At 73.7% G+C, this 26,090-nt stretch carries 24 protein-coding genes and 1 pseudogene; 13 read left to right on the top strand and 12 right to left on the bottom strand.

Annotated elements, in window-relative coordinates:
* The first annotated feature begins 267 nt into the window (after nt 1-267).
* On the top strand, nt 268-1,233 hold the full coding sequence (locus tag BIV25_RS27660; RefSeq protein WP_071375159.1) for a pirin family protein: 966 nt from the start codon (nt 268-270) through the stop codon (nt 1,231-1,233).
* A 201-nt stretch (nt 1,234-1,434) separates the two neighbouring features.
* Here BIV25_RS27660 and BIV25_RS27655 read toward each other — a convergent pair whose 3' ends face one another.
* Nucleotides 1,435-2,478 carry a PP2C family protein-serine/threonine phosphatase gene (locus BIV25_RS27655; protein WP_079176925.1) on the bottom strand — a complete coding sequence of 348 codons (1,044 nt, stop codon included), beginning with the start codon at nt 2,476-2,478 and terminating at the stop codon, nt 1,435-1,437.
* A 68-nt stretch (nt 2,479-2,546) separates the two neighbouring features.
* A complete protein-coding gene (locus tag BIV25_RS27650; protein ID WP_071375157.1) occupies nt 2,547-3,047 on the bottom strand; it encodes an ATP-binding protein in 501 nt (166 codons plus the stop codon).
* Between the two features lie 194 nt (nt 3,048-3,241).
* Between BIV25_RS27650 and BIV25_RS27645 the strand changes: the two genes are divergently transcribed.
* A complete protein-coding gene (locus BIV25_RS27645) occupies nt 3,242-4,009 on the top strand; it encodes an IclR family transcriptional regulator (RefSeq protein ID WP_071375156.1) in 768 nt (255 codons plus the stop codon).
* Between the two features lie 45 nt (nt 4,010-4,054).
* Entirely contained in the window at nt 4,055-5,584 is a 1,530-nt protein-coding gene (gene glpK, locus BIV25_RS27640; protein ID WP_071375155.1) for a glycerol kinase GlpK, read from the top strand.
* A 30-nt stretch (nt 5,585-5,614) separates the two neighbouring features.
* Here the strand turns inward: glpK and BIV25_RS27635 are convergent, their stop codons facing one another.
* The 6 genes from BIV25_RS27635 to BIV25_RS27610 form a co-directional block, all read right to left on the bottom strand.
* Nucleotides 5,615-6,913 (bottom strand): serine hydrolase, encoded by a 1,299-nt coding sequence (locus BIV25_RS27635; RefSeq protein WP_071375154.1) that lies wholly within the window; start codon nt 6,911-6,913, stop codon nt 5,615-5,617.
* A 97-nt stretch (nt 6,914-7,010) separates the two neighbouring features.
* Nucleotides 7,011-8,693, bottom strand: a complete 1,683-nt coding sequence (locus BIV25_RS27630) for an ABC transporter family substrate-binding protein (RefSeq protein ID WP_177235433.1) — start codon at nt 8,691-8,693, stop codon at nt 7,011-7,013.
* Nucleotides 8,694-8,758: 65 nt separating this feature from the next.
* Entirely contained in the window at nt 8,759-10,843 is a 2,085-nt protein-coding gene (locus BIV25_RS27625; protein ID WP_071375153.1) for an ABC transporter ATP-binding protein, read from the bottom strand.
* On the bottom strand, nt 10,840-11,730 hold the full coding sequence (locus tag BIV25_RS27620; RefSeq protein WP_256256115.1) for an ABC transporter permease: 891 nt from the start codon (nt 11,728-11,730) through the stop codon (nt 10,840-10,842). Before BIV25_RS27620 ends, BIV25_RS27625 begins: the two co-directional genes overlap by 4 nt.
* Before the next feature lies 1 nt (nt 11,731).
* Nucleotides 11,732-12,715 carry an ABC transporter permease gene (locus BIV25_RS27615; RefSeq protein WP_071375152.1) on the bottom strand — a complete coding sequence of 328 codons (984 nt, stop codon included), beginning with the start codon at nt 12,713-12,715 and terminating at the stop codon, nt 11,732-11,734.
* 162 nt (nt 12,716-12,877) lie between these two features.
* A complete protein-coding gene (locus BIV25_RS27610) occupies nt 12,878-13,312 on the bottom strand; it encodes an OsmC family protein (RefSeq protein ID WP_071375151.1) in 435 nt (144 codons plus the stop codon).
* A gap of 119 nt (nt 13,313-13,431) precedes the next feature.
* Here BIV25_RS27610 and BIV25_RS27605 point away from each other — a divergent pair.
* From BIV25_RS27605 to BIV25_RS27590, 4 genes and pseudogenes are all read left to right on the top strand, one after another.
* Nucleotides 13,432-13,813, top strand: a pseudogene (locus BIV25_RS27605) (MarR family transcriptional regulator); the annotation flags it as partial.
* A 174-nt stretch (nt 13,814-13,987) separates the two neighbouring features.
* Complete coding sequence (locus tag BIV25_RS27600; protein ID WP_143076709.1) at nt 13,988-14,200, top strand: hypothetical protein; 213 nt, start codon at nt 13,988-13,990, stop codon at nt 14,198-14,200.
* Between the two features lie 61 nt (nt 14,201-14,261).
* Nucleotides 14,262-14,609, top strand: coding sequence for a tetratricopeptide repeat protein (locus tag BIV25_RS27595; protein WP_071375149.1), 348 nt, complete (start codon nt 14,262-14,264; stop codon nt 14,607-14,609).
* Nucleotides 14,610-14,703: 94 nt separating this feature from the next.
* Complete coding sequence (locus BIV25_RS27590) at nt 14,704-15,348, top strand: peptide deformylase (protein ID WP_071375148.1); 645 nt, start codon at nt 14,704-14,706, stop codon at nt 15,346-15,348.
* A 40-nt stretch (nt 15,349-15,388) separates the two neighbouring features.
* Here the strand turns inward: BIV25_RS27590 and BIV25_RS27585 are convergent, their stop codons facing one another.
* Nucleotides 15,389-16,819 carry an NAD(P)/FAD-dependent oxidoreductase gene (locus tag BIV25_RS27585; protein WP_071375147.1) on the bottom strand — a complete coding sequence of 477 codons (1,431 nt, stop codon included), beginning with the start codon at nt 16,817-16,819 and terminating at the stop codon, nt 15,389-15,391.
* Nucleotides 16,820-16,962: 143 nt separating this feature from the next.
* Here BIV25_RS27585 and trxA point away from each other — a divergent pair, with 143 nt between their 5' ends.
* Entirely contained in the window at nt 16,963-17,337 is a 375-nt protein-coding gene (gene trxA, locus BIV25_RS27580) for a thioredoxin (RefSeq protein ID WP_071375172.1), read from the top strand.
* Between the two features lie 58 nt (nt 17,338-17,395).
* Here trxA and BIV25_RS27575 read toward each other — a convergent pair whose 3' ends face one another.
* The gene (locus BIV25_RS27575; protein ID WP_071375146.1) at nt 17,396-18,397 is read right to left on the bottom strand and encodes a LacI family DNA-binding transcriptional regulator; all 1,002 of its coding nucleotides are present in this window, start codon (nt 18,395-18,397) and stop codon (nt 17,396-17,398) included.
* A gap of 182 nt (nt 18,398-18,579) precedes the next feature.
* On the opposite strand from BIV25_RS27575, the gene BIV25_RS27570 reads away from it, so the two are divergent.
* Together BIV25_RS27570 and BIV25_RS27565 are read left to right on the top strand one after the other, a co-directional pair.
* Nucleotides 18,580-19,266, top strand: coding sequence for a TetR/AcrR family transcriptional regulator (locus BIV25_RS27570; RefSeq protein ID WP_071375145.1), 687 nt, complete (start codon nt 18,580-18,582; stop codon nt 19,264-19,266).
* Nucleotides 19,267-19,289: 23 nt separating this feature from the next.
* On the top strand, nt 19,290-20,462 hold the full coding sequence (locus tag BIV25_RS27565) for an NAD(P)/FAD-dependent oxidoreductase (protein WP_071375144.1): 1,173 nt from the start codon (nt 19,290-19,292) through the stop codon (nt 20,460-20,462).
* A gap of 28 nt (nt 20,463-20,490) precedes the next feature.
* Here the strand turns inward: BIV25_RS27565 and BIV25_RS27560 are convergent, their stop codons facing one another.
* The gene (locus BIV25_RS27560; protein ID WP_177235431.1) at nt 20,491-21,174 is read right to left on the bottom strand and encodes a TetR/AcrR family transcriptional regulator; all 684 of its coding nucleotides are present in this window, start codon (nt 21,172-21,174) and stop codon (nt 20,491-20,493) included.
* A gap of 99 nt (nt 21,175-21,273) precedes the next feature.
* Between BIV25_RS27560 and BIV25_RS27555 the strand changes: the two genes are divergently transcribed.
* Nucleotides 21,274-21,837, top strand: coding sequence for an NAD(P)H-dependent oxidoreductase (locus tag BIV25_RS27555; RefSeq protein WP_071375143.1), 564 nt, complete (start codon nt 21,274-21,276; stop codon nt 21,835-21,837).
* A gap of 57 nt (nt 21,838-21,894) precedes the next feature.
* Here the strand turns inward: BIV25_RS27555 and BIV25_RS27550 are convergent, their stop codons facing one another.
* Nucleotides 21,895-22,896 (bottom strand): metalloregulator ArsR/SmtB family transcription factor, encoded by a 1,002-nt coding sequence (locus BIV25_RS27550; protein ID WP_071375142.1) that lies wholly within the window; start codon nt 22,894-22,896, stop codon nt 21,895-21,897.
* Nucleotides 22,897-22,952: 56 nt separating this feature from the next.
* Between BIV25_RS27550 and BIV25_RS27545 the strand changes: the two genes are divergently transcribed.
* Both BIV25_RS27545 and BIV25_RS27540 read left to right on the top strand, forming a co-directional pair.
* Nucleotides 22,953-24,248, top strand: a complete 1,296-nt coding sequence (locus tag BIV25_RS27545) for an MFS transporter (RefSeq protein WP_071375141.1) — start codon at nt 22,953-22,955, stop codon at nt 24,246-24,248.
* Between the two features lie 76 nt (nt 24,249-24,324).
* Entirely contained in the window at nt 24,325-25,746 is a 1,422-nt protein-coding gene (locus BIV25_RS27540; protein ID WP_071375140.1) for an amidase, read from the top strand.
* Nucleotides 25,747-26,090 lie beyond the last annotated feature (344 nt).

Below are 26,090 nucleotides of genomic sequence, written 5' to 3'. Positions count from 1 at the left end.
GACCGGCGACCGGCGCGGCCCGTCTGTCACCCGTCCAGCGAGACGAGCGGGACGGCGGACCACCCCCTGATGCCGGGCGGCTCCGTCGCCGCCCGGTCGATGCGGCTCGACCCCGCCGGCGCACCCGCTCGATGACACGCCCCGGCCCCCGTGAACCGGCGAGACCTCGTGGACCCGCCGGCCCGAAGACACCGCTCGGACGCCATTCGCGGGTCGGGTGGCCCGTCCGCCCGGCGGCGTGGGGCGCCGGCCGCTAGGTTGGACGGCATGAGCAACCTTGACCGCGCGCCCGTACCCAGTGTCTGCGGCGGCCGTGGGTTCGTCGTCGCCGAACCCGTGCGCGAGCTGCTGAGCCCCCGTCAGGTGAAGCTGGGCGAGTCGACCGAGGTGCGGCGCCTGCTGCCCAACCTGGGCCGGCGCATGATCGGCGCGTGGGCCTTCGTCGACCACTACGGCCCGGACGACATCGCCGACGAGCCCGGCATGCAGGTCCCGCCGCATCCGCACATCGGCCTGCAGACGGTGAGCTGGCTGCACGAGGGCGAGGTGCTGCACCGCGACTCGACCGGCAGCCTCCAGACGATCCGCCCCAGGCAGCTGGGCCTGATGACCTCGGGCCACGGGATCAGCCACTCCGAGGAGAGCCCGCGGCCGCACGCCCGCTTCCTGCACGGCGCCCAGCTCTGGGTCGCCCTGCCGGACGAACACCGGCACACCGGCCCGGAGTTCGAGTTCCACCCGGACCTGCCGACGGTCACCGCCGCGGGCCTGACCGCCACGGTGATCCTGGGCGACCTCGACGGCTCGGCCTCCCCCGGTACGACGTACACCCCGATCATCGGCGCGGACCTCGCCCTGACCCGCGGCGCCGACGTCCGCCTCCCCCTGGAGCCGGACTTCGAGTACGGCGTGCTGGCGATGTCCGGCGAGGTACGCGTGGACGACGTGCCGGTGCTCCCGGGCTCCATGCTCTACCTCGGCTGCGGCCGCACCGAGCTTCCGCTGCGCGCCGAGTCGGACGCGGGGATCATGCTGCTGGGCGGCGAGCCGTTCGCGGAGGAACTCGTCATGTGGTGGAACTACATCGGCCGGTCCCAGGAAGAGATCGTCGAGGCCCGCGAGGACTGGATGAAGGGGACCCGCTTCGGCGAGGTGCGCGGCTACGACGGAAGCCCACTGCCCGCACCGGACCTGCCGGCGACACCGCTGAAGCCACGCGGAAGGGTGCGTTGAGCTGCGCGGGCACACCTTCTGACCGCGGTCCCCGCGCAGGCCGTCACACCTCCGACTCGGCTGAGACCTATCCCTGCCGGCTGCCGGACGACGTCGCGCCGGCGCGGCCGGGACGCCGATGGCGCACTGGTCGTCGCAGGCGACGACCGCGCCGGGCGGCCGGTGGCCGTCGGCCGGAGCCGAAGCGCGCGCCTGCCGGGCTCACTCCGAGGGTTCGCACAGGCGTACGGCGAGGGCGGCGATGTCGTCGTCGAGGCGTCCTCTGCTGTAGTGCAGCAGGTCGCGGTGGAGAGCCGTGAGCAGTTCGTGCGGCGGCGTCGGGGGCTGCCGGCGCATCCAGGCCGCCAGCGGGAAGAACTCGCCGTCGTGGGCGCGGGCCTCGGCGACCCCGTCGGTGTAGAGGAGCAGCAGGTCGCCGGGGGTGAAGTCGAACGTGTCGACGCTGTAGTGATCGCCGATCAGGTCCGCGAGGTTGAGCAGCGGCGAGGGGGTGGTGGGTTCGAGGGCGCGGAGTTTCCCGTGGTTCAGCAGGAGCGGCGGGGGGTGGCCGCAGTTGAGGATCCCGATACGGCCGCCCTCGTGCGGGATCTCGACGAGCAGGGCGGTGGCGAAGCGCTCCATCAGCCCCTCGGAGGGGAAGGCGGCGTTGTAGCGGGTGCTGCTGGCGTCCAGCCGGCGCGCGACACCGACCATGTCGGCCTCGCCGTAGGCCGCCTCCCGGAAGGCGTTGACGATCGCCGCGGCGGCCCCCACCGCCGGCAGGCCCTTGCCCCGCACGTCACCGATGAGCAGCCTGACCCCGTAGGGCGTGTCGACCACCTCGTAGAAGTCCCCGCCGATACGGGCCTCCGCCGCGGCCGCGACATACAGCGACTCGATCTCGACGCTGCCGAGGCGGTGCGGCATGGGGCTCAGCACGACCTGCTGCGCCGCGTCGGCGACGAGCCGCACCTGGAAGAGGGTCCGCTCCCGCTGGAGCCGGACGTGGCTGCCGTACGCGGCCGCCACGGTGACCGCGATGATCCCCGCGGCCGTCCACCACGTCCCCAGCCCGGGGAACACCAGACTGAGCCCGATCATCAGAAAGAGGCAGACCGTGCCCAGCAGGACGGTGGGGAGCACCGGCCACATGGAGGCGGCGAGGGCCGGCGCCGCGGGCAGGAGTCGGCTGAAGGCCATGTCCGGAGGGGTGGAATAGGCCAGGCTTGCGATGACGACGGTCAGGACGACCGGCGACAGCCGCACAAAGCTCCCCCGGCCGCGGCGGTGGCGGAGCCGTGGCCGCCCAGACTCGATCACACCTCACAGAATATCTACGCAATCCGGGCACAGCGCTCTGGCGGATCAGCGGCCGCCACCCGTCCGGGCCCGGCGGAGGCCCCATCCCGGGCGATCGCGAGTTCGGCCCAGCGGGTGACCCCGCCGGGGTGGACGCGTATGCCGTGACGTGCGGCGAGGGCACGGACGATCGTCTCGCCCCGGCCGTGCTCGTCCGGGTCGATCCCGGCGCGGGAGCAGCCCGTCGCGAGGTCGGGTCCCGTGTCGGTCACCTCGATGCTCATCGTGCGGGCGTCGCCGTCGGGGCTCCAGGACACCCGCAGCACGGCCGGCGGGCAGGCGTGGATGATCGCGTTGGTGACCAGCTCGGACACCACGAGGAGCGCGTCCTCGACGACGTCCGGGGGCAGGCTCCACTCGGCGAGGATCGCCGCCGTGCTGCGGCGTACGGCGGAGACGGCGCCGGCGACGGGCGGCACCGGACACACGTGGTGGTAGGCCGCCGCCCGAAGCAGCGTGTTCAGCTGTGCCGCCATGGTCTCTCCCGGTGATGTGAGCGACCGGTGCGGCGCCGAGTCCCGGCGCATACCGGCTGAGCAGCAAGTTACGTAGACAATTCAGACAGGTCAATGAACGGCGGTCGGCATTACCGAACGCGGATCTCCCGGGGGCTCCCCGGGCGCGGCCCGCCCGTACGGCGAAGCGTCCACGGCGGTAATAGGCTCGCCTCATGGCCGGACCGGTCCAGTCGATCGAACGGGCGGCGGCGATCCTGCGGCTGCTCGCCGGCGGGCCCCGCCGTCTCGGGCTCGGCGAGGTCGCCGCCTCCCTGGGACTGGCCAAGGGCACCGCGCACGGCATCCTGCGCACGCTTCAGCACGTGGACTTCGTGGAGCAGGACGCGGCGACCGGGAAATACCAGCTCGGAGCCGCCCTGCTGCACCTGGGCACCAGCTACCTGGACGTCAACGAGCTGCGCTCGCGCTCCCTGAACTGGGCCGATGCCCTCGCCGCCCGCAGCGGGGAGACGGTTCGCCTCGGCACGCCCCTGGAGGGCAGCGTACTCGTCGTCCACCACGTGTTCCGGCCGGACGACACCTTCCAGACCCTGGACGTGGGCTCGCTGCTGCCCCTGCACGCCTCCTCGCTGGGCAAGGTACTGCTCGCCTACGGCACCGCGACGATCGAGACCGCCGGGGAGACGGGGCTGGAGGCGTACACCCGGCACACCCTCGTCGACCGCGAGCAGCTCGCCCGGGCGCTCGCCGAGGTCCGGGAGGCGGGCTGGGCCGCCGAGATCCAGGAGATGAGCATGGGCGAGGCCGGGCTCGCCGCGCCGATCCGGGGGCACGGCGGCCTCGTCGTCGGCGCCATCGGACTGTCCGGGGCGGTGGAGCGGATCTGCGACAGCCAGGGCCGCCCCCGCCCGAGTCTGATCACCCTGATCCGCGAGGCCTCACGGGCGATCTCCCGGGACCTCGGAGCCACCCGATGGTAGGCCGGGCCGGCCGCCTCCTCGACCCCTCGGAAGGCAGACCCGATCATGGCTGAACGGTATGTAATGTCCATCGATCAGGGCACCAACTCGACCCGATGCATCCTGTTCGACCGCCGCGGGCGGCTGGTCTCGGTGGCGCAGAAGGAGCACCAGCAGCACTTCCCCGAGCCCGGCTGGGTCGAGCACGACGCCGTCGAGATCTGGCAGAACCTCCGCCGTGTCGTGCCCGAGGCCCTGTCGGTCGCCGGTGTCGACGCAGGTCAGGTCACCGCCATCGGTCTGGCGAACCAGCGCGAGACGACCGTGCTCTGGGACCGGCGGACCGGCGCCCCGCTCGGCCGGGCGATCGTCTGGCAGGACACCCGCACGGCACCGCTCGTCGAGGAGCTGCGGGACGACCCCGGCGAGGAGTTCTTCATGGAGCGATGCTGTCTGCCGCCCTCGACCTACTTCTCGGCGCTGCGGATCCGCTGGCTGTTCGACCACGTCAAGGGGCTCCAGCGGCGTGCCGACGACGGCGAGGTGCTGTTCGGAACCATGGAGAGCTGGCTGATCTGGAACCTCACCGGGGGCCCGCAAGGGGGCCTGCACATGACCGACGCCACCAACGCCAGCCGCACGATGCTGATGAACATCCGCTCGCTGGCCTGGGACGACGACCTGCTCGCCTTCTTCGGGGTGCCCCGCTCGATGCTGCCCGAGATCCGGTCGTCCGCAGAGCTGTACGGCGACGCCCGCGCGGTGCTGCCGGGCGTCGCCATCACGGCCGCGCTGGGCGACCAGCAGGCCGCGCTCTTCGGCCAGACCTGCTTCTCCCCCGGCGAGGCGAAGTGCACCTACGGAACGGGCAGCTTCCTGCTGCTCAACACCGGCGCCGACATGGTGCGCTCCCGGCACGGGCTCCTCACCACCGTCGCCTACAAGATCGGGGACCAGCGGCCGGCCTACGCCCTGGAGGGGTCGATCGCGGTCACCGGAGCGCTCGTGCAGTGGTTCCGGGACCGGCTGGGCCTGATCAGCAGCGCCCCGGAGATCGAGACACTCGCCCGGACGGTCGAGGACAACGGCGGCTGCTACATCGTCCCCGCGTTCTCGGGGCTGTTCGCACCGCGCTGGCGCAGCGACGCCCGCGGGGTCATCGTCGGTCTCACCTCGTACATCACCAAGGGGCACCTGGCGCGGGCCGTGCTGGAGGCCACCGGATGGCAGACCCGGGAGGTCGTCGACGCCATGAACGCCGACTCCTCGGTGCCCCTCCAGCAGCTCAAGGTGGACGGGGGCATGACCGCGGACAATCTGCTGATGCAGTTCGTGGCCGACGTGCTGGACGTGCCCGTGGTGCGGCCCATGGTCGCCGAGACGGTCTCGCTCGGCGCCGCGTACGCGGCGGGGCTCGCCGCCGGCTACTGGCCGGACCTGGAGGTGCTGCGCCGCAACTGGCACCGGGCCGGGCAGTGGCTGCCCGACATGGACCCCGAGCGGCGCGCGGCGGAGTACGAGAACTGGCAGCGGGCGGTGGAACGGTCGCTGGGCTGGGCCCGGCCTCCCCGCTCCGCCGATCCGGGCCCGCCGTGACACCGGACCGGGCCGCCCGCTGCCCCTCCGTCAGCGCAGGACCGCGGCCCAGGGGGCCGGCGAGAGGTCCGTGCCCGTGCCGGTCAGGATCCGCCGCAGCGAGGTGGTCGCCGCGCGTTCCGAGGCCGGTGTCGCCGACGGGCACAGGGCCGTGACGACGTAGCGGTTCAGGGCGTCGTCGATCGGGCTCGGTTCGAAGCCGGTGCCGGCGGAGTCGAGGCGCTCGTACTTCGTGAGGTTCCAGCCCGCGGCCACCTGGCGGCTGCCGTCGGGGCTGGACAGGGCGATGGTGCCGGCGCCGAAGACCACGCCGTCGTGCCCCCAGAAGCGGCCGCAGCCTGGCACGTCGACGGAGTAGATGCCGAGTCCGTAGTTCATGCCGCCGCCCGCCGGGACCGTGGTCCGCATCTGCCGCAGAGCGTCGGGTCCGACGAGCCGCCCGCCCAGCAGGGCGCGGTAGAACCGGTTCAGGTCGTCGGTGGTGGAGACGACCGCGCCGGCCGTGTAGGCCCAGGACATGTCGTAGACGCTGTAGTCGCGGGGCGGGTCGATCAGGCCGTAGAAGCTCTCGTACATGCGGGCGTGCGGGCCCTCGATGTACGCGGAGCGCGGGTAGGAGGTGTGCCGCAGTCCCGCCCGGTCGATGACGTGGCGGGTGATGTACGCCTCGGGGTCCTGACCGGTGACCTTGGCGAGCAGCAGTCCGGCGATGACGTAGTTGGTGTTGGAGTACGACCACTTCTCGCCGGGCCGGCCGGTGGCGCGCGCGGCCAGTCCGAGCCGGACCAGTTCCTCGGGCGCGACGGCACGGAAGCGGTCCTCGTCGAGGCTGGCGGCCGACCCCTGTTCGAGCGAGGGGAAGGCGCTCAGGACGAAGTCGCCGATGCCGCTGGTGTGGTCGAGCAGCATGCGGACGGTGATCTCGCGGCCGCGCTCCCCCGGGATCAGGTCCGGCAGGTAGTCGCCGATGGGCGCGTCGAGGCGGATCCGGCCGCGCTCGACCTGCTGGAGGACGGCCACGGCGGCGAACGTCTTGCTGATGCTGCCGATCCGCTGCCGCAGGTCCGGGCGCGCCGGGCGGCCCGTGTCCACGTCGGCCACCCCGGACGCCCCGGCCCACCGGTCGGCGCCGTCGCGCACGGAGGAGTAGATGCCGTACATGCCCGCGTCGTGCACCGCGCCGAGGGCCCGGCCGAGCGCGGCCGGGTCCGGCGCGGAGGACGCGGCCGGTGCGGCGGCCGGTCTCGCGGCGGCGGACGCGACCGGCGCCGCGACGGTCAGCAGCAGCGTGGTGGCCAGGGCGGTGGCGAATAACCGGGGGATGCGCAAGGGATGTCCCTTCCGTGACGGACGAACATGACCCGGACATCCTCATCGGGAGTGTTCCGCCCTTACATCCTCCCCACGGATGATCGCGCCCCTGAGGTCACTTCTCCCAACCCACCGTCTCCGGAAGCGGGTTGTAGAAGATGGTCGCGCCGACGTTGGCGAGGCCCTTCTTGACGGCGTAGGTCGAGGGGCCGCTGTACAGCGGGAGGAAGGCGTACTGCCGCAGGGCCTCGCGCTCGGCCTTGTCGGCCGCCGTGATCTGCCGGTCGCGGTCGGCGATGCGGCCGGTCGCGCGGATCTCCTTGTCCAGCGCGGGCGTGCCGGCGCCGGTGATGTTGGAGTCGCGGTCCGAGCAGTAGAAGTCGCACAGGTAGCGGGCGCCGAACGGGTCCATGGAGCGGTTGCCGGAGAGGAACAGGTCGAACTTGCGCCCGCTGAGGATGCCGGCGAAGTCGGCCTCGTCTGCCTTGTCGATGACGAGCCGGATGCCGGCCTGCTTCAGCATCGCGGCGAGGGCACCGGCCGTGGCCTTGCCCAGGGGGTCGTCGCCGAGGAGCGTGTAGCCGATCTCCAGTTTCCTGCCGTTCCTGGCGCGGATGCCGTCGCTCCCGGGCTTCCAGCCCGCCGCGTCGAGTTCCTTCCGCGCCGCGTCCGGCGCGTATGCCAGCACGGCCGAGACGTTGTCCTGATAGCCCTTCTGGAAGCTGTACAGCACGGCCGAACCGGGCAGCGGCTCCTGGTAGTCGAGGCCCTGGAACTGGATCTTCGCGATCTGGGCGCGGTCGACGCTCTCCTCGACGGCCTTGCGCACGGTCTTGTCCGCGAGCACGGGGGACTTGGTGTTGAGGTAGAGGGAGTACTCGAAGGGGCTGCCGCCGCGGCGGATCTCGGTGCCCTTGACGCCCTTGACCTGCTGGAGGCTCTCGGCGTCGACGGCGGGCACGGAGTCGAGCTGGCCGTTCTTGAAGGCGTTGACCGCGGCGGTCGACTCCAGGTTGACGTAGACGCGCTTGTCGAGCTTGCCCTTCCTGCCCCACCACCTGGGGTTGCGGACGAAGGTGAGGTTCCCCGAGTGGGTGTCCCAGGAGCCGACCGTGTACGGTCCCGCGCCCCACTCCGGGTGGGCCTTCTTGACGTAGGCCTTGTCGAAGTTCCCGACCGTGGCGGCCTTGGGGTGCAGGAACGTCGTGAACAGGCTGGACCAGGCGGGGTAGACGCCCTTGAAGGTGAGCACGGCCTGCTTGGCGTCCTTGCCCTTCTCGACGGAGGTGATGCGGTCGTAGCCGTCGGTGGAGTTCGCGGCGTAGGCCTTGTCCGAGCCGTTGTTGGCCTGCCAGGTGGCCCTGATCGCGGTCCAGTCGATCGGGGTGCCGTCGTTGAAGACGGCCTTGGGGTTGATGGTCAGCGTGACCGTCTGGTCGCCGCCCTCGACGGACACCTTCACATCGCTGAAGTAGTCGGGGTTGTACTGCACGTCGCCGGTGGGCGAGTAGGTGATCGCGTCGGCGTTGTACCAGGACCACACCCGGCTCGCGGTCAGGGTCGCGTTGACGTTGAACGGGTTGCCCTGGTCGTCGAAGGTCCCGGCGGAGGTGTAGGTGCCGCCGTCCTCGATCCGGTCGTACGGCGTGGGGTTGTAGTCGGCGGCACCCGAGGCCGCCGCCGGGGTGTCCTTCGCGTCCGAGCCCGTGGCGCCCGTGCCGGACGAGGACTGGCACGCGGTGGCGGTGACGGAGATCGCGGTGAGGAGAGCTGCGGGCAGGGCCAGTCGTGCGCGCATGGCGGATGGTTCCTTCTGGGTCGGCGGGGAGTGCGGAGGGCCTGCGGTCCTGAGGACGGGGCCGGTCAGACCGCGTGGCAGGCGTACCGGTGGCCGGGGCGGCCGGGCACGGGGGCGGGCTCGGGGCGCTCGGTGCGGCAGCGCCGGCGCACGGTGTCGCCGGCGCTGCGGTACAGCGGGCAGCGGTCGGCGAAGACGCAGCCGGCGGGCAGCCGGGCGGCACCGGGCTGTTCGCCCTCCAGCACGATGCGTTCGCGGGTGCGCTCCCGCGCCGGGTCGGGCACCGGGACCGCGGACAGCAGCGCCCGGGTGTAGGGGTGCCGGGGGTCGGCGAAGACCGCCTCGGTCTCGCCGGTCTCGACGATGTGGCCGAGGTACATCACCGCGATGCGGTCGCAGACGTACCGGATCACGGCCAGGTCGTGCGCGACCACGAGGTAGGCGAGGCCGAGTTCGGCCTTGAGGCGGGCCAGCAGGTTGATCACCCCGGCCTGTACGGAGACGTCCAGGGCGGACAGCGGTTCGTCCAGGGCGAGCAGCTTCGGCTCCGTCGCCAGGGCGCGGGCGATGCCGACGCGTTGGCGCTGGCCGCCGGAGAGCGCGGCCGGGAAGCGGGCGCCCGCCGTGTCGTCCAGGCCGACCAGGGCCAGCAGTTCGCGCACCCGGGCGCGGATCGAGGCGCGGTCCCGGCCGGCGGCCCGCAGCGGTTCGGCGAGCAGCTGGAAGACCGGCATGCGCGGGTCCAGGGCGCCGAGCGGGTCCTGCATGACGATCTGGACGTCCTGTCGCAGCGCGCGGGCGCGCTCCCCCGGGGCGAGTGTGGCGACGTCGGTGCCGGCGATCTCGATCCGGCCGCCTTCGGGCCGCCGCATCCGCAGGATCTCCATGAGGGTCGTCGTCTTGCCGCTGCCGGACTCTCCCACGAGGCCCAGGGTTTCGCCGGCCCGCAGCTCGAAGCCGACGCCGTTGACGGCGTGCAGCGTGCCGGTCCGGCGCTTGAGGACGGCGCCCCTGGTCACCGGGAAGGTCTTCACGAGGTCCTCGACGCGCAGCACCACCTCACCGGCCGTGGCCCGGGCCGCGGGCACCCGGTCGTCGGCCGGTGCGGCGCCGCCCGCCGGGTCGAGGGTGCCGGCGGCGATCTCCCCGGCCCGCAGACAGGCCACCTGCCCGTGCCCGGCGACGTCGCGCAGCCCGGGCTCGTCGGTGCGGCAGGCGTCGAGGGCGACGGCGCAGCGGCTCGCGAAGGGGCAGCCGGCCGGCAGGCCGGCCAGGGAGGGCGGTTCCCCGCCGATGGGCACGAGAGGCCGGCGCTCGCCGCCGTCCACGGTCGGTACGGCGGCGAGCAGCCGCGCGGTGTACGGCATCGTCGGCCGGCGGAACAACTCGTCGACGCCCGCGTGTTCCACGAACCGGCCCGCGTACATGACGGCGACGTCGTCCGCGTGGCCCGCGACGACCCCGAGGTCGTGGGTGATGAGGACGAGTCCGGCGCCGGTCTCGCGCTGCGCCCGGCGCAGGACGTCGAGGATCTGCGCCTGGACGGTGACGTCGAGCGCGGTGGTGGGCTCGTCGGCGACGAGCACGGACGGCCGGTTGGCGATCGCCAGGGCGATGACCACGCGCTGGCGCATGCCGCCGGAGAACTCGTGCGGGAAGGCGGCGGCGCGGCCGCGCGGGTCGGGGATGCCGACGAGGTCGAGGAGTTCGACGGCCTGTTCCCAGGCGGCGCGCCGGGTCAGGTCCTGGTGGACGCGCAGGGCGTCGGAGAGCTGTCGGCCCACGGAGAAGATCGGGGTGAGCGCGGAGAGGGGGTCCTGGAAGACCATGCCGATGGATCTGCCGCGGACGCGGGACAGTTCGCGGTCGTCGAGGCCGATCAGGTTCCGGCCCTCCAGCAGCACCCGGCCGCTGACATCGGCGGAGGGCGGCAGCAGGCCCATGACGCCCGTGGCGGTGGCCGACTTGCCGGAGCCGGACTCGCCGACGATGCACAGGGTGCGGCCGGGCAGCAGGTCGAAACCGATGCCGCGTACCGCCTCGACGGGGCCGGCCTCGGAGGGGAAGGAGATCCGCAGGTCCCGCACGGAGAGCACGGGGGTGGGCGCGCTCGTGGCCGCGGGGCCGGGCGCGGGGGTCGCGAGGGTCATCGTCGGCCTCCCGCCGAGCCGGTCACGGACGTGGGGTCGAGGGCGTCGCGCAGTCCGTCGCCGATGAGCGTCATCGACACGGTGAGCAGGACGACCAGTCCCGCGGGGAAGGCGAACAGCCAGGGGGCGCTGGTGACGGTGCCCGCTCCGTCCGCGAGCATCGTGCCGAGGGAGACGTCCGGGGTCTGCACGCCGAACCCGAGGAACGACAGGGCGGTTTCGCTGAGCACGGTCGTCACGACGCCCAGGGTGAGGTTGACGATCAGCAGGGAGCCCAGGTTGGGGATGATGTGGCGCAGGACGATGCGGAGCGGGCCGACGCCCATGAAGCGCGCCGCCGTCACGTAGTCCCGTTCGCGCAGCGAGGTCGAGACGGACCAGATCACCCGCGCGGTCGGCATCCAGCCGAACACGGTCAGGACGACGATCAGGACCCGCCAGTCGCCGGCGAGCCGGTGCGAGACCAGGGCGAGGACGAGGAACGACGGGACGATCAGCAGGAAGTGGACGAGGGCGAGGGTCGCCCGCTCGACGCGGCCGCCGGCGTAGGCGGCGCCGGCGCCGACGAGTGCGGCGACGACGATCGTCAGCACGGACACGCTCACCGCGATCACCAGGGAGCGCTGGAGCCCGTGCACGGCGCAGGCGTAGATGTCGTTGCCGCCCTGGTTGGTGCCGAACCAGTGCGCGGCACCCGGCGGCCGGGTGAGCGCGGTGAAGTCGGCGTCGGTGGAGGCGTAGGAGGTGAACCGGCCGCCGAAGGCACTGAACAGCACCAGCAGCAGGAAGATCACGACACCGGCGACGGCGGGGCGGTTGCGTGCGAAGCGGCGCAGATAGAGCCGGCCGAGGCCCAACTCGGGCCGCTCGGGCGCGGGGTGGGCCACGTCAGCTCACTCTCACTCTCGGGTCGAGGAAGACCGTGGCGATGTCCGCGAGGATCGCGCCGATCGCGGTGAGGGCCGCGGCGAAGGCCGCCGTCGCGACCGCGCCGTGCACGTCGTTCTTGGCGATGGTCTGGATGAAGTAGCGGCCCATGCCGTTCCAGCCGAAGACCGTCTCGGTGATGACGGCGCCGGTGAAGATCGCGGGGATGCTGAACGCCACGGAGGCCGCCGTCGGGATGAGCGCGGCCCGCAGCGCGTGCCGGCGGATCGCCTGGCCGCGGGTGAGCCCGGTGGCCCGGGCGGTGCGGACGAAGTCGGCGTCAAGGGTGTCGAGGAGCAGGGAGCGCTGGGTCAGGTGGTAGCCGACGTACCCCATCAGGGTCAGGGTCAGGGTCGGCAGGATCAGATGCAGCAGGCGGTCGCCGATGACCGCGAGTGTTCCGGTGACGTCGGGTGAGTTCTCCCCGGCGACGTAGAGGAAGTGCAGTCCGGCGTGCTGGTTGAGCCAGATCGCGACGAAGACCACCGCGAGCGCGGCCACGGACGCCGGCACGTTGAGCACCACGATGGACACCGCCTGCGAGACCCGGTCGGCGAAGCCGTACTGCCGGGCCGCGGTGTAGACGCCGAGCGCGACGCCGACGACGACGGACAGGATGGTCGCGACGAGGACCAACTCCGCGCTGATGAGCGCCCGGTAGCCCACCTCGCCGTTGACGGATACGCCGGTGGGTGACGTGCCCCAGTCGAAGTGGAGGACCACCGAGGTGAGCCAGTCCCACCAGCGGTGCACCACCGGGACCCGCGGGTCGAGGCCGTACGGCGCGAGGGCCCGGTCGATCTGGTCCTCGCTGCGGACAGGCCGCAACTCCTTGAAGTTGGACCGGGGGTCCAGGAACCAACTGGCCAGGAAGAACGTGGCGTTGGTCGCGACCACGATCATCAGTACCCAGCCTGCTGCTTTGCGCAGCACAGAGCGGACCATCCGCAGCACCTCCCCAAGGCGTGATCATCACTTTGGTCCGTACCTTGCGGAGAAAGCCAGGCTTCGGCCGCTCCCGCCACGAGGCCGACATACTGTCGCAGCAAACGGTCCGGAATACCCGGAAATTGGGGAGATGTCGGAGCGTCTCGGTGTTACACGGCGTCAGGCGTCCGCGATCGTCGCCGTCACCGGTGTCCCCGTCTCCACCGTGCGGCTGACCGTGCAGAGCCGGTCGTGGGAGGTCTTGACGGCCCGGGGCAGGATGGCCCGCGCCCGTTCGGCGCCCTCGCCGTCGGGGAACGTGACGCGGAAGGTCACCGCGAGGTCGGTGAGGCGGTTGCCGAGGTCGTCGTCGACCTTGGTGCCCCGCACGGCGACGGTGAACGACGAGGGCTCCGCGTGCCGGGTGGTCGCGGTGTCCACGTCGACCGCGGTGCAGCCGCCGAGCGCCGCGAGGAGCAGCTCGACCGGGGTGAACTCGGTGTCCCCGGCGGCGCCGGTACCGAAGGAGACGGAGCCGCCGCGGGCGTTCGTCGCCACGAAGTGGCCGGTGCTGGTGCGCTCGACGGTGACGGAGCGCAGGGAGTTGTCGGTCATGCCGGCGACCCTAACCCCGCGGCCCGTCCGCGGCGGGCCGGTCCTGACGGGGTGAGCGCGTCCCGGGAAGCCGAGAAAACAGCAGTCATGTGCACGGTAGCCATGTACTGCATTTCTCATCGCAGTACTCCCTGGCCGCCTCCCTGTACGGCATGCACCGCTCCGGTCTGCGCCCCAGCCAGCGCAGGCTCGCCGATCACACCGGGCCGGAGGCGCTCTACGCCTCCAAGCCGGCCCGCGGTCTGGAGTCGGCCGGTCTGCCGGAGCACACCCGGGACCCCGCCGACCCGCGCGCCGTCCAGCTCGCACTGACCGAGCGGGGGCGGCGAGGTCACCGGGCGGGCGATCGACGTCGTCCAGGGGCTGCTGGGGCAGTTGCCGGCACCGCCCGGCGGACCGGGCAGCCCGCGCGCCCGCGAGTTCACCCGCGAGCTGACCACCCTGCTCGACGCACCGCTCGACCCGTTCGGCACCACCGATCACGAGACGGAGCAGTCATGACCGCCCCTGCACCCCCGCGCCATCGCCCTCGCCCGCTACGCCGCCCGCGCCGTCCTGGAGCGCGCCCTCGCCCGGCACGGCATCGGCTTCCTGCAGTCCGTCGCCCTCCGGCTCGCCGTCGCGGCCGACGGGCCGGTCGAGCGGGCCGGACTCGTTGCCGAGGTCGTGGGCGCGGTGAAGGTCACCGAGGCCGACCCGCCGCGCACACTGGAGGCGCTGACGGCCGCCGGCCCGGTGTCCGCCGAGGAGCCGTCCCAGGCGCGCGCCACCGACGCCGGACGGGAGCCGTACGCCGCGGTCTCCGCCGCGACCGCGCCGGTCGCCGCGCGGATCTACGCGGGCATCTCCGACGTGGAGCCGGCCGCCCCGGACGCCCGGAACGACTAGTGGAATATTGAACGAACGCGTTCCGTTGAGGCCGTCGAAGGAGGTCACAGTGGAGACGCGAGTGAAGACCACGTACTACGACCACGGCACGCCCGCCGAGCGCTGGGAGCGTGCGCGGCAGTTCTTCGACGCCAAGGACTACGCGGGTGCGGCACGGGTGCTGACCGGGCTGGTCGAGCAGGTGCCGGAGCAGACGGGGCCCCGGCTGCTGCTGGCCCGCGCCTACTACCACTCGGCCCAACTGCGCCGCGCCGAAGCCGAGTTGCTGGCCGTCGTCGAGCGTGACCCGGTGGAGCGGTACGCCCGGCTACTGCTGGGCCGCACGCTCCAGCGCCAGGCCCGGCACGCGGAGGCGGAGCCGCACCTGCGGATCGCCTCGGCGCTCGCGGGCGACTTCCCGCAGGAGTGAACGGCGGGCCTGGGGCCCGGTTCCGGACCGGGACCGGGCCCTCGGCCCGCGGTGCCGGTCCGCCGCCGGCCAGGCGGCATGGCATCCTGACGCGATGGCACCCTCCCCTGATCACGCGCCGCTCGCCGAACGGGTCGAGGAACTCCTCGCCGCCGGCGGCCCCTTGCCCATCGTCGCCGCCGGACAGCCCGTGCTGCGGCGCGCCGCCGTGCCGTACGACGGTCAGCTCGGCCCCGCCCTGCTGGCCCGCTTCGTCGAGGCCCTGCGCCTGACCATGCACGCCGCGCCCGGGGTCGGTCTCGCCGCGCCGCAGGTCGGCGTGGAGCTGCGGATCGCGGTGCTCGAAGACCCCGCCCCGGTGCCCGAGGAGGTGGCCGTGGTCCGGGGCCGCGTCCCGCAGCCGTTCCGGGTCCTGGTCAACCCGGTGTACGAGCCCGTCGGCGACGCGCGCGCCGCGTTCTTCGAGGGCTGCCTGAGCGTGCCGGGCTGGCAGGCGGTGGTGGCCCGGCACGCCGCGGTACGGCTGCGCGGCCAGGACGAGCAGGGCCGCGCCCTGGACGAGGAGTTCACCGGCTGGCCGGCCCGCATCGTCCAGCACGAGACGGACCACCTCGACGGCACCCTCTACCTGGACCGCGCCGAACTGCGCTCGCTGTCCACGAACGAGGCCGCCGCGGCCCTGTGGGCCCAGCCGGCACCGCGGGCGGCGGCCGAGGCCCTCGGCTTCGACCTGCCGTAGACCCCGGCGCCGATTGCCCCGGACTCCGCCCGCCCGGCGGTCAGTTGTCGCGGTACGCCTCCAGCAGCCGCAGCCACACCTCGCTCAGGGTCGGGTACGAGGGGACCGCGTGCCACAGCCGGCCGACCGGGACCTGGCCGGCGACGGCGACCGTCGCGGAGTGGATGAGTTCGCCGACGCCGGGGCCGACGAACGTGACGCCGCGCAAGGTCTCGTCGTCCAGGTCGACGACCATGCGGGCGCGGCCCGTGTAGCCGTCGCCGTACAGACCCGCTCCGGCGACCGAGGAGAACGCGACGTCGACGGCGCGGACACGGTGGCCGGCCGCTTCCGCCTCGGCGAGGGAGAGGCCGACCGCGGCCGCCTCCGGGTCGGTGAAGACGACCTGGGGAACGGCGTGATGGTCGGCGGTGGCGGCGTGCGCGCCCCACGCCTCCTCCCGGACGGGGCGGCCCGCGGCGCGGGCCGCGATGGCGGCGCCGGCGATGCGGGCCTGGTACTTGCCCTGGTGGGTGAGGAGGGCGCGGTGGTTGACGTCGCCGACGGCGTACAGCCAGTCGGTGCCGGTGACGCGCAGGCTGTCGTCCGCGTCCAGCCACGAGCCGGGGGCCAGGCCGACGGTGTCGAGGCCGATGTCGTCGGTGTGCGGGACCCGGCCGGTGGCGAAGAGGATCTCGTCGGCCGTCAGCCGGTCGCCCGCGGCGGTGACCGCCACGACCGTGCCGTTCTCCCGGGTCACGGACGCCACGGACGTGCCGGTGCGGACGTCGACGCCCGCGTCGGTGAGCGCCTCGGCGACCAGTTCCCCGGCGAAGGGCTCCATCCGGTTCAGCAGGCCCTTGCCCCGGACGAGGAGGGTGACCCGGGAACCGAGTGCCTGCCAGGCGGTGGCCATCTCGGTGGCGACCACGCCGCCGCCGACGACGATCAGCCGGCCGGGCGCCGCCTCGGCGCTGGTCGCCTCCCGGCTGGTCCAGGGCCTGACCTCGGCGAGTCCTGGCAGGCCGGGCAGTTGGGCACGGGTGCCGGTGGCGACGGCGACGGCGTGCCGGGCGGTGAGGGTGGTGACCGCGCCGGACGGCGCGGTCACGGTGACCGTCCGGGGGCCGGCGAGCCGGCCGTGGCCGCGGTACAGGTCGGCGCCGATGCCCTCGACCCAGGCGACCTGGCCGTCGTCCTTCCAGTGGGAGGTGAAGTCGTCGCGGCGGGCGAGGACCGCGGGGGTGTCGAGCGGGCCCTGGACCGCCCGGTCGAGGCCGGGCAGGCGGCGCGCGTCCGCCTGCGCGATCACGGGCCTGAGCAGGGCCTTGCTGGGCATACAGGCCCAGTACGAGCACTCTCCGCCGACCAGCTCGCTCTCGACGATCGCGGTGGCGAGCCCGGCCGCACGGGTGCGGTCGGCCACGTTCTCCCCCACGGGTCCGGCCCCGAGCACCACGACGTCGTACGCGATGGATTCCGTTTCCGTCATGCGGTCAGTCTGGCGGGTGGTGTGCGCTGCGGCCACATGGGTACGCGCGCGGAACACAGGCGTACGCCTGTGGAATAGGCGGCCTGACGGCCGTGTTTGCGCCGACGGCACAACCCCCACACCGGGAAGTAGGGATGCACACCATGAGCAGCACCGTGGAGCTGACCAAGGACAACTTCGACCAGACGGTCTCCGAGAACGAGTTCGTTCTCATCGACTTCTGGGCGTCCTGGTGCGGGCCGTGCCGGCAGTTCGCACCGGTCTACGAGAAGGCCGCCGAGGCCAATCCCGACCTGGTCTTCGGCAAGGTGGACACCGAGGCACAGCCGGAGCTGGCGCAGGCCTTCGACATCCGGTCGATCCCGACGCTGATGATCGTCCGGGACAGGATCGCCGTGTTCGCGCAGCCGGGCGCCCTGCCCGAGGCCGCCCTGACGGACGTCATCGGGCAGGCCCGGAAGCTGGACATGGACGAGGTCCGCAAGAGCGTGGCCGCCCAGCAGGGCGGCGCGCAGTGATGCGGTAGTCGGCGGCGAGAGTACGGCTGTACGAGCCGGGGCCCCGGTCGCGCGGACGTCAGGTGGACTCCCGCCGGACGACCGAGGCCCCCAGCACCGTACGCACCTCCGGCCGGCCACCGGGATCGCGCACCGCCCGGTCGACCAGTTCCGCCAGGTCACGACCGGACGGCAGATCCACGTGGACCGTACTGAGGCGGGGGCGCAGCAGCCGGCCGAGCATCAGATCGTCGGCGCCGATCACGGCCACGTCCTCGGGGACACGGAGCCCCTCGTCCTGCAGGGCGCGCATCAGCAGCATCGCGTACTCGTCGTTGTAGGCGAACACGGCGTCGAGCCCCGACTCCCGCCACTGTGCGGCGAGTCGGGCGGCGGACGCCTCCGTGTACGCGAGCGGCAGTTCGGTCGCGACCGCGTCCGTGCCGCACAGGGCCTCGCGCACGCCGGCGAGCCGGGGCCGCGAGTAGAACTCCAGGCCGGCCTCCCGCGGCACCACGACCCCGATCCGGCGCCGGCCGACGGCGTGCAGATGGGCGCCCGCGCAGTGGCCGACCGCGTCGTGGTCCATCAGCAGGGCGTGCGCTCCGTCGACGCGCACGGGGCCGAGCGTGACTACGGCCCGGGCGCCGGAGCGCTTGAGGACCTGCACCCCCTGCGGCCCCAGTTCCGCGCCGGGCACCAGGACGGCGACCGGCCGCAACTCGGCCCAGGCGCGGGCGGCTTCGTCGCCGCGTGAGCCGTCCGTGCCGTACTGCACGACGGTGTAGTCGAGGCGGCCGAGCGCCTGCTGGAGTTCGTTGAGGAACCCGCTGTAGAGAGGGCCCGCCGGGATCGCGGGGGCGGGCATCAGGACCATCCGGCTGTGCCCGGCGCGCAGGCTGCGGGCGGCGGCGTGGGGCACGTATCCCAGTTCCCGTGCGGCCTCGTGGACGCGCCGGCGCGTCGGCTCGCTGATCCGTACGGCACTGGTGTTGTTGAGGACATAGGACACGGTCGCGCGGGAGACTCCGGCCAGGCGGGCGACGTCGGCGCTCGTGGGCGTGTTCGGTATCTGCACCATGACAGACCGCATCTTGGCAGAGGCGCGGGGGGCCGGGATCGGGCGGGGCGACGTGGTTCATCGTTCGACGAAATCCCGTGCGGTCCGGAATCTCGCACGAGGCAGCCCGGAACGCGGCATGTACGGACGAACATGTTCGCCACGAACTTGTTCGCACCGAACATGTTCGTTACGCTGCATCCATGACCGCCCCCGACTCCCCCGGCCCCCCGCGCTCACCCCGCTCCCGTCGCGAGCGTCCCGCCAAGCCCGCCCTCACCCGGGAGGGCATCGTCACCGCCGCCGTCGCGATCCTGCGCACGGAGGGGCTGCGCAAGGTGACCATGCGGCGGCTCGCACAGGAGCTGGACACCGGCCCGGCCTCGCTGTACGTGTACGTCCGCAACACCGACGAGCTGCACGCGGCCGTCCTGGACGAGCTGCTCGGCACGGTCGGGCCCGCCCCGGCCGCGGGCGACTGGCGCCAGCGGCTGGAGCAGGTGCTCACCGCATACACGGCGATGCTCATGGAACATCCGAGCATCGCCCGCTCGGCGCTGACCGCGCGCCCGAGCGGCCCGCACTATCTGCGGCTCATCGAGACCCTGCTGGAGCTGCTCCACGAGGGCGGGGTGCCGCGCGCGCAGGCGGCATGGGGCGTCGACCTGCTGCTCCAGCACGCCACCGCGACCGCCGCGGAGCACGCCGGGGAGGAGTCCCCGGCCGACTGGCAGGCGCTGTCCCGCGCGCTGCGCGAGTCACCCGCCGACACCCGCCCGCGCATCGCCGAGAGCGCCGGCGCCCTGCTGTCCGGCACCCCCGAGGCCCGCCTGTCGTGGGCCTTCCAGACCCTGATCAACGGCATCGAGCGGACGTCGGTACCCGACTGACGCACCACCCACCAGGAGCCACCATGACCAGCTCTTCCCGCCTTCCTTCCCCGCTTCCTCCTCCCCTCCCCCACCACCCCGTCGCGGTCGTCGGTGCGGGGCTCGGGGGGCTCGTGCTCGCGCGGGTGCTGCGGGTGCACGGCGTCGAGGCCGCCCTGTTCGACCTGGACGCCTCGGCGGGCGCACGGACCCAGGGCGGCATGCTCGACATCCACGACGACTCCGGCCAGGAGGCGCTGCGCGCCGCCGGGCTGCACGAGGAGTTCCTGCGGCGGGTCCACCCCGGCGGCCAGGCCGTGCGGGTGCTCGACCGGTACGGCACGGTCCGGCTGGCCGGGTCCGACGACGGCACCGGCGGCCGGCCCGAGATCGACCGGGGTGAGCTGCGCGCGCTGCTGCTCGGCTCGCTGCCCGAGGGCACGGTCCGCTGGGGTGCCAAGGTCACCGGGGCGCGCCCCCTGGGCGGCGGCCGGCACGAGGTGACGCTGGCCGACGGCACGGCGTTCACCACGGACCTGCTGGTCGGCGCGGACGGTGCCTGGTCCCGGATCCGCCCGCTGCTCTCCCCCGCCCGGCCCGCGTACACGGGTGTGTCGTTCGTCGAGGCGGACCTGAGGGAGGCGGACCTGCGGCACCCGGCGAGCGCGGCGGTGGTCGGCGGGGGCATGCTCTTCGCGCTCGGCGCGGGCCGGGGTTTCCTCGCGCACCGCGAGAGCGACGGCAGTCTGCACGTCTACACGGCAGTCGAGGCGCCGGAGGACTGGCTGGACGGCATCGACTTCGGCGACCCGGAGGCGGCGAAGGCGGCCGTGCTGAAGGAGTTCGACGGCTGGGACGAGCGGCTGCGGGCCCTGGTCGCCGACGCGGACGGGCCACTGGTGCCCCGGCGGATCCACGCGCTGCCGGTCGGGCACCGCTGGGAGCGGACTCCCGGGGTCACCCTGCTCGGGGACGCGGCGCATCTGATGTCGCCGTTCGCGGGCGAGGGCGCCAACCTGGCGCTGATCGACGGCGCCGAGCTGGGCCTCGCGCTGGTCGCGCACCCCGGTGACCGGGAGGCGGCGCTGGCGCGTCACGAGGACCGGATGTTCCGGCGCGCCGAGGTGTCCGCGCGGGAGTCGGCCCAGGGCGGCGACCTGCTGTTCCGCGCCGACGCCCCGCAGGGGCTGCTCGATCTGTTCGCCCAGCACTCCTGAGCGTTCGCGCACGGCTCCCGAGAGGCCGTCAGCAGGGCGGCGGTTCGGTGCGGGTCACCCGGGCCACCAGATCGGTCCAGCCGGCCTCCAGCCGCGCCATGGGCATGCCGCGCTGGCGGTGCTGATGGTGGATCAGCGCCGGGTCGAGCGAGGCCAGCAGCGTCTGGGACAGCAGATCGCAGTCGGCGTCCGGCACGATCTGCCGCAGCAGCATCGCGATGTGCGTGCGCCGCGCCCCGATCGCCGGGTGCGAGAAGCGCCGGGTGGGCTCCGGCTGGGCGGCCAGCTGGAGGTCGAGCTGCTCGGCGGAGCGGTAGAGCACCGCCACACCGAACGCGCGCAGCCGGTCCAGGGGCGGCGCCCCGGGGCCCAGCGGCGGGGGCCCGCCCAGGAAGTCGGCCTGGAGCTGCCGGTCCGAGTGGTCGAGCAGGGCCATCAGCAGTCCCGTACGGTCGCCGAAGCGGCGGAACACCGTGCCCTTGCCCACCTGGGCCGCCGCGGCGACGGCCTCCATGGTGACGCCGGCCACGCCGTGCTCGGCGATCAGCCGGGCCGCGGCCTCCAGCAGCCGGGCGCGGTTGCGGGCCGCGTCGGCACGCAGGCACGGCTCCTCGGGGGAGGGCGCGACCTGAAGCAACTGAGGAGCGTCGAGGGGCTCCTCGGGCGTCGGGAAGGGCGGCAGGGCGGCGGACATGAAGCCAGCGTAAAGCATCGGGAAGAAAACTGGACCGCGGTCCGCTTGGAGTGGTAGACAATTAAACGGACCTCGGTCCGGATCGTAACAGCGATGTTTCAGCCCCTTGGAGTTCCCATGTCTGTTCGTATCCTCGCGCTCGTCGGCAGCCTCCGCGCCGGTTCGCACAACCGCCAGCTCGCCGAGGCAGCCGTCAAGCTCGCTCCCGAGGGCGCCGAGGTCGTGCTCTTCGAAGGCCTGGCCGACGTCCCCTTCTACAACGAGGACGTCGACGTCGAGGGCGGTGTCCCGGCCGCTGCCGCGAAGCTGCGCGAGGCCGCCCGGTCCGCCGACGCCTTCCTGCTCTTCTCGCCCGAGTACAACGGCACCATCCCCGCCGTGCTGAAGAACGCCATCGACTGGCTGTCGCGCCCGTACGGCGCCGGCGCCTTCGGCGGCAAGCCCGTCGCCGTGATCGGCACCGCCTTCGGCCAGTACGGCGGCGTGTGGGCGCAGGACGACACCCGCAAGGCCGTGGGCATCGCCGGCGGCAAGGTGATCGAGGACATCAAGCTGTCCATCCCGGGCTCCGTGACCCGGTTCGCCGAGACCCACCCGGTGGACGACGCCGAGGTCGCCGCCCAGCTGACCGAGGTCGTCGCCCGTCTGCACGGCAACGTGGGCGAGGCCGCGGCCGCCTGAGGCCACCGTCACCCGTAAGGGGCGCACCCCGAGGGGGCCGGAGTACGCTCCGGCCCCCTACGCGCGCGCCGGGAACGAGGGGTGGCCCGCGACCAGCCGTTCGGCCGACGCGCTGCGCCGGTACAGCACCCGGCGGCCGTCCCGGGCGCGGGTCACCAGGCCCGTGGCGGCCAGGATCCGCAGGTGCTGGGAGACGGCGCTCGGCGTCACGCCGAGGCGGCGGGCCAGTTCGACGGTGGGCAGCGGTTCGGCGAGCAGCCGCAGCAGGGTGGTGCGGGGCGCGCCGAGCAGCGCGGTCAGCGCGGAGGCGTCGGGGGCGGGCTCCGGTTCCCACAGGGTCGCCGTGCCCCGGCCGGGGTAGGCGAGCATCGGCGGGGCCTCGGCGCTGATCGGGGGCGCCGGCTTGTGTGCGAACACCGACGGGATCAGCCGCAGCCCGCGCCCGGCGCCGTCGACCGCGTGCCGGCCGATCATCTTGTCGACGCTGAGCACGCCGCCGCGCCAGCCGAGGTTCGGGTGCAGGCCGGCGAAGAGCGACCGGGCGCCGCCGGTGGCCAGCTGTCCCGCGCGGTGCGTGATGTCGGCCTCCAGGACGAGCCGGATCCGCGGCCAGTACGGCAGCAGGGCCGTGTGCCAGTAGCGGAGAAGCAACTCGACGATGCGGGCGAGGAGTTCGAGGACCGGGGCGTCACCGGGTGCGCCGGCCCACCGCAGTGCGGCGGGCAACGGGCGCGGGGCGTGCGCGGCGAGCAGGTCGCGCCGTACGACGTCCGGAGGTGTGGCCCGTACGACCGCCAACTCCTCGGCCAGCGTGGGCGCGTGGACGGGGGGCCGGGGTGTCAGGAAGTCGGGCAGGGCGAGAGTGGGGCCGACGAGGGCGGACAGCAACGGCAGGTCGGCGGGAGTGAGTTCGGTGAGCACGGTCCGGCGCCAGCGGCCGTGCAGGGGGTGCAGGGCGGGCGCGCGCAGCACGCGCAGGCTCTCCATCAGCTCGCCGAGCGGGGAGATCGCGAACCGGGTGTCGGCGAGGTCGTCGACCCCGAGCCGGAAGCTGATCATTTAGCCCCCGTCTACATCGTTCGCCGACTGCCGCCGCATGCCGTGGACTTCACGCCATGACGAATCTCCACTCCGAGCAGCGTAGCGCGACCGCGTCCGGGACCTCCCGGCTCGTCGTGGTGCTGGCCCTGGCCTGCGGGGTCGCGGTCGGCAACGTCTACTTCCCGCAGGCCGTCGTCCCGCTCGCGGCGGCGGGCCTCGGCGTCACGCCGGGCGCGGCGGCCGGGGTGGTGACGGCGACCCAGTTCGGCTACGCGGCCGGCATCTTCCTGCTCGTGCCGCTCGGCGACCGGCTGCCACCGCGCCCGCTGCTGGTCACCCTGCTCACCGTGACCGGTCTCGGGCTCACCGCCGCGGCCGCCGCGCCCGCACTGCCGCCACTGCTCGCGGCGAGCGTGCTGGTGGGCGCGGCCACGGTGGTCGCTCCGCTGGCCGGACCGCTGGCGGCCGGGCTGGTCCCGCCCGAGCGGCGGGGCGTGGTGGGCGGCACGCTGCTGAGCGGGTCCCTGGCCGGGATGCTGCTGTCCCGCACGGCCGGCGGCGCCCTCGGCGACCGGCTGGGCTGGCGGGCGCCCTACGTCCTCGCGGCCGTCCTCACGCTGGCGGTCGCGCTGCCGCTGTCCCGGGCGCTGCCGCGACTGACCCCGCCGTCGCGGCAGCGCTACCGGCACCTGCTGGCCGAGCCCGTCCGCCTGCTGCGCACCGAACCCGCCCTGCGCCGCTCGTCCTTCTGCCAGGCGACGGTGTTCGCCGGGTTCTCCGCCGTGTGGACCGGGGTGGCACTGCTGCTGACCGGGCCGGTGTACGGGTTCGGGGCGGACGCGGTCGGGCTGCTCGCGCTGGTCAACGCGGTGACCATGCTGGTGACTCCCTTCGCGGGCCGGCTGGTGGACCGGCGGGGCGCCGACGCGGTGAACCTGGTCTGCTTCGTGCTGGTCGTCCTCGCCGCGGTGGTCCTCGTCCCGGGCGCCTTCGGCGGCGGCACCGGGCTGCCCGCCCTCGTGGCGGGCAGCCTGCTGCTGGACGTCGGCATGCAGTCCGGCATGGTCGCCAACACGGTGCGGATCTACGCCCTCGACGCCGACGTCCGCAGCCGCCTCAACACCGCCTACATGACCTGCGCCTACCTCGGCGGCACCCTCGGCTCCTGGCTCGGCACCCGGGCGTACGCGTGGTGCGGCTGGCCGGGGGTGTGCGGTCTCGTCGCGCTGCTGGCCGGGCTGGGGCTGCTCCGGCACCTGACGGCGACGGCGCGGGACAGGCGAGACAGGAAGAGAGGAGCGCGGGTGGCGGACGCGTCGGCCCGGCGACGCCTGCGGGCGGACGCGGCCGCCGACCACTTTCCGGGGTGAAATCGCTGTGGAAGTCCGGGACTTGAGGTTACCGTTCGGTAGACATCGTGCCCGGAGCCTCCCGGAGGTGCTGCCCATGACGCCCGACCGCGCCACTGGCCTCGTGGAGACGCGCCGTGCGCTCGCCGGCGGGGAGGTGACCTCACACGCGCTGGTGGAAAGGACGCTGGCGCGGATCGAGGCCACGCAGGGGACGCTGAACGCGTTCCGGATCGTACGGGCCGAGGCGGCGCTCGCCGAAGCCGACGCCGCGGACCGGGAGTTGGCGGCCGGAACGCGGCGCCCGCTGCTCGGGGTGCCGGTGGCGGTGAAGGACGACATGGACGTGGCGGACGAGCCGACCGCCTTCGGCTGCCGCGGCGACTTCCCGCCGGCCGCCGCGGACGCCGAGGCGGTACGGCGGCTGCGCGCGGCCGGTGCGGTGATCGTCGGCAAGACCAACACCTGCGAGCTGGGTCAGTGGCCGTTCACCGAGGGGCCGGCGTTCGGGGACACCCGCAACCCGTGGCACACCGGGCACACCCCCGGCGGTTCCTCCGGAGGTTCGGCCGCCGCCGTCGCCGCCGGGCTCGTGCCCGCCTCGCTCGGCTCCGACGGGGCGGGGTCGGTCCGCATACCGGCATCCTGGACCCATCTCATCGGCATCAAACCGCAGCGCGGCCGCATCTCGACCTGGCCGCGCGGCGAGTCCTTCCACGGGATCACGGTCAACGGCACCCTCGCCCGCACGGTCGCCGACGCGGCCCTCCTGCTGGACGCGGCGAGCGGCAACCACCCCCGGGACCCGCACCGGCCGGCGGCCCTCACGGTGGCGGACGCCGTCGGCCGCGACCCCGGCCGACTGCGTGTCGCGCTGTCCCTGAAGCCGCCGTTCACCGCACTGCCGGCCCGGCTGCACCCGCAGATCCGCACCCGGATCGTCCAACTCGCGGACCGGCTGGCGGCGTTGGGACACGAGGTCGAGGAGGCGGATCCGCCGTACGGGCAGATCGGGCTGGCCTTCCTGCCGCGCGCCACCGCCGGGATCGCCGAGCGGGTCCGCGAGGCCCCCGACCCGGCGCTGCTCGACCCGCGCACCCGCGACGCGGCCCGGTTGGGCCGGCTGCTCGGCGGGGTCCCGCTGCGGGCCGCCCGGCGCGCGGAGCCGTTGCTGCACCGGCGGATCGGCCGGTTCTTCGCCTCGTACGACGTGATCCTCGCGCCGACGACGGCCGCTCCCCCGCCCCTGGTCGGCGCCCTGCACCGGCTGGGCGGGACGGCCCTGGACCGCGCGATGATCGCCGCCTGCCCGTACGCCTGGCCGTGGAACGTGCTCGGCTGGCCGGGCGTGAACGTGCCCGCCGGCTTCGTGGACGGCGGCCTGCCGGTCGGCGCCCAGCTCCTCGGCCCGGCCGGCAGCGAGCCCCGACTGGTCTCCCTCGCCGCCCAGTTGGAATCCGAACTGCGCTGGCACGAGCAGTGGCCACCGGAGCGGACGGCACAGGCTCCGGTGGCATGAGGACATACCGTCCACTGCCGGACCAGCGGTCCAGCAAGACGCGGCGGCCCGGCTCGAACCGGCGCCCCGGCGGCGCCCAACGGTCCAACAGGGCTGGGCGGTTCGGCAGGCCCCGGTGGGCGGGCCAGCGATCCAGCGGCACCCGGGAGGGCAGCGAACCCCGGCGGTTCGGCAAGACCCGGGGGCAGGGCCCGGCAGGGGCGGGGCGGGGGGCGGGGCCCGGCGATCCGGCGGCACCCGGGGAGGGCAGCGAAGCCCGGCGGTCCGACAAGACCCGGGGCCCGGGGGGCGGGGCCGGAGCCGGGGGGAGGACCCCGGGTGGGCGGGCCGAGCCGTCCACCGGC

Source organism: Streptomyces sp. MUSC 14 (genome assembly GCF_001866675.1).
Classification (GTDB): Bacteria; Actinomycetota; Actinomycetes; order Streptomycetales; family Streptomycetaceae; genus Streptomyces.
Note: the sequence above shows the minus strand (reverse complement) of the source record. Positions and strands in the feature narration are given on the sequence as shown.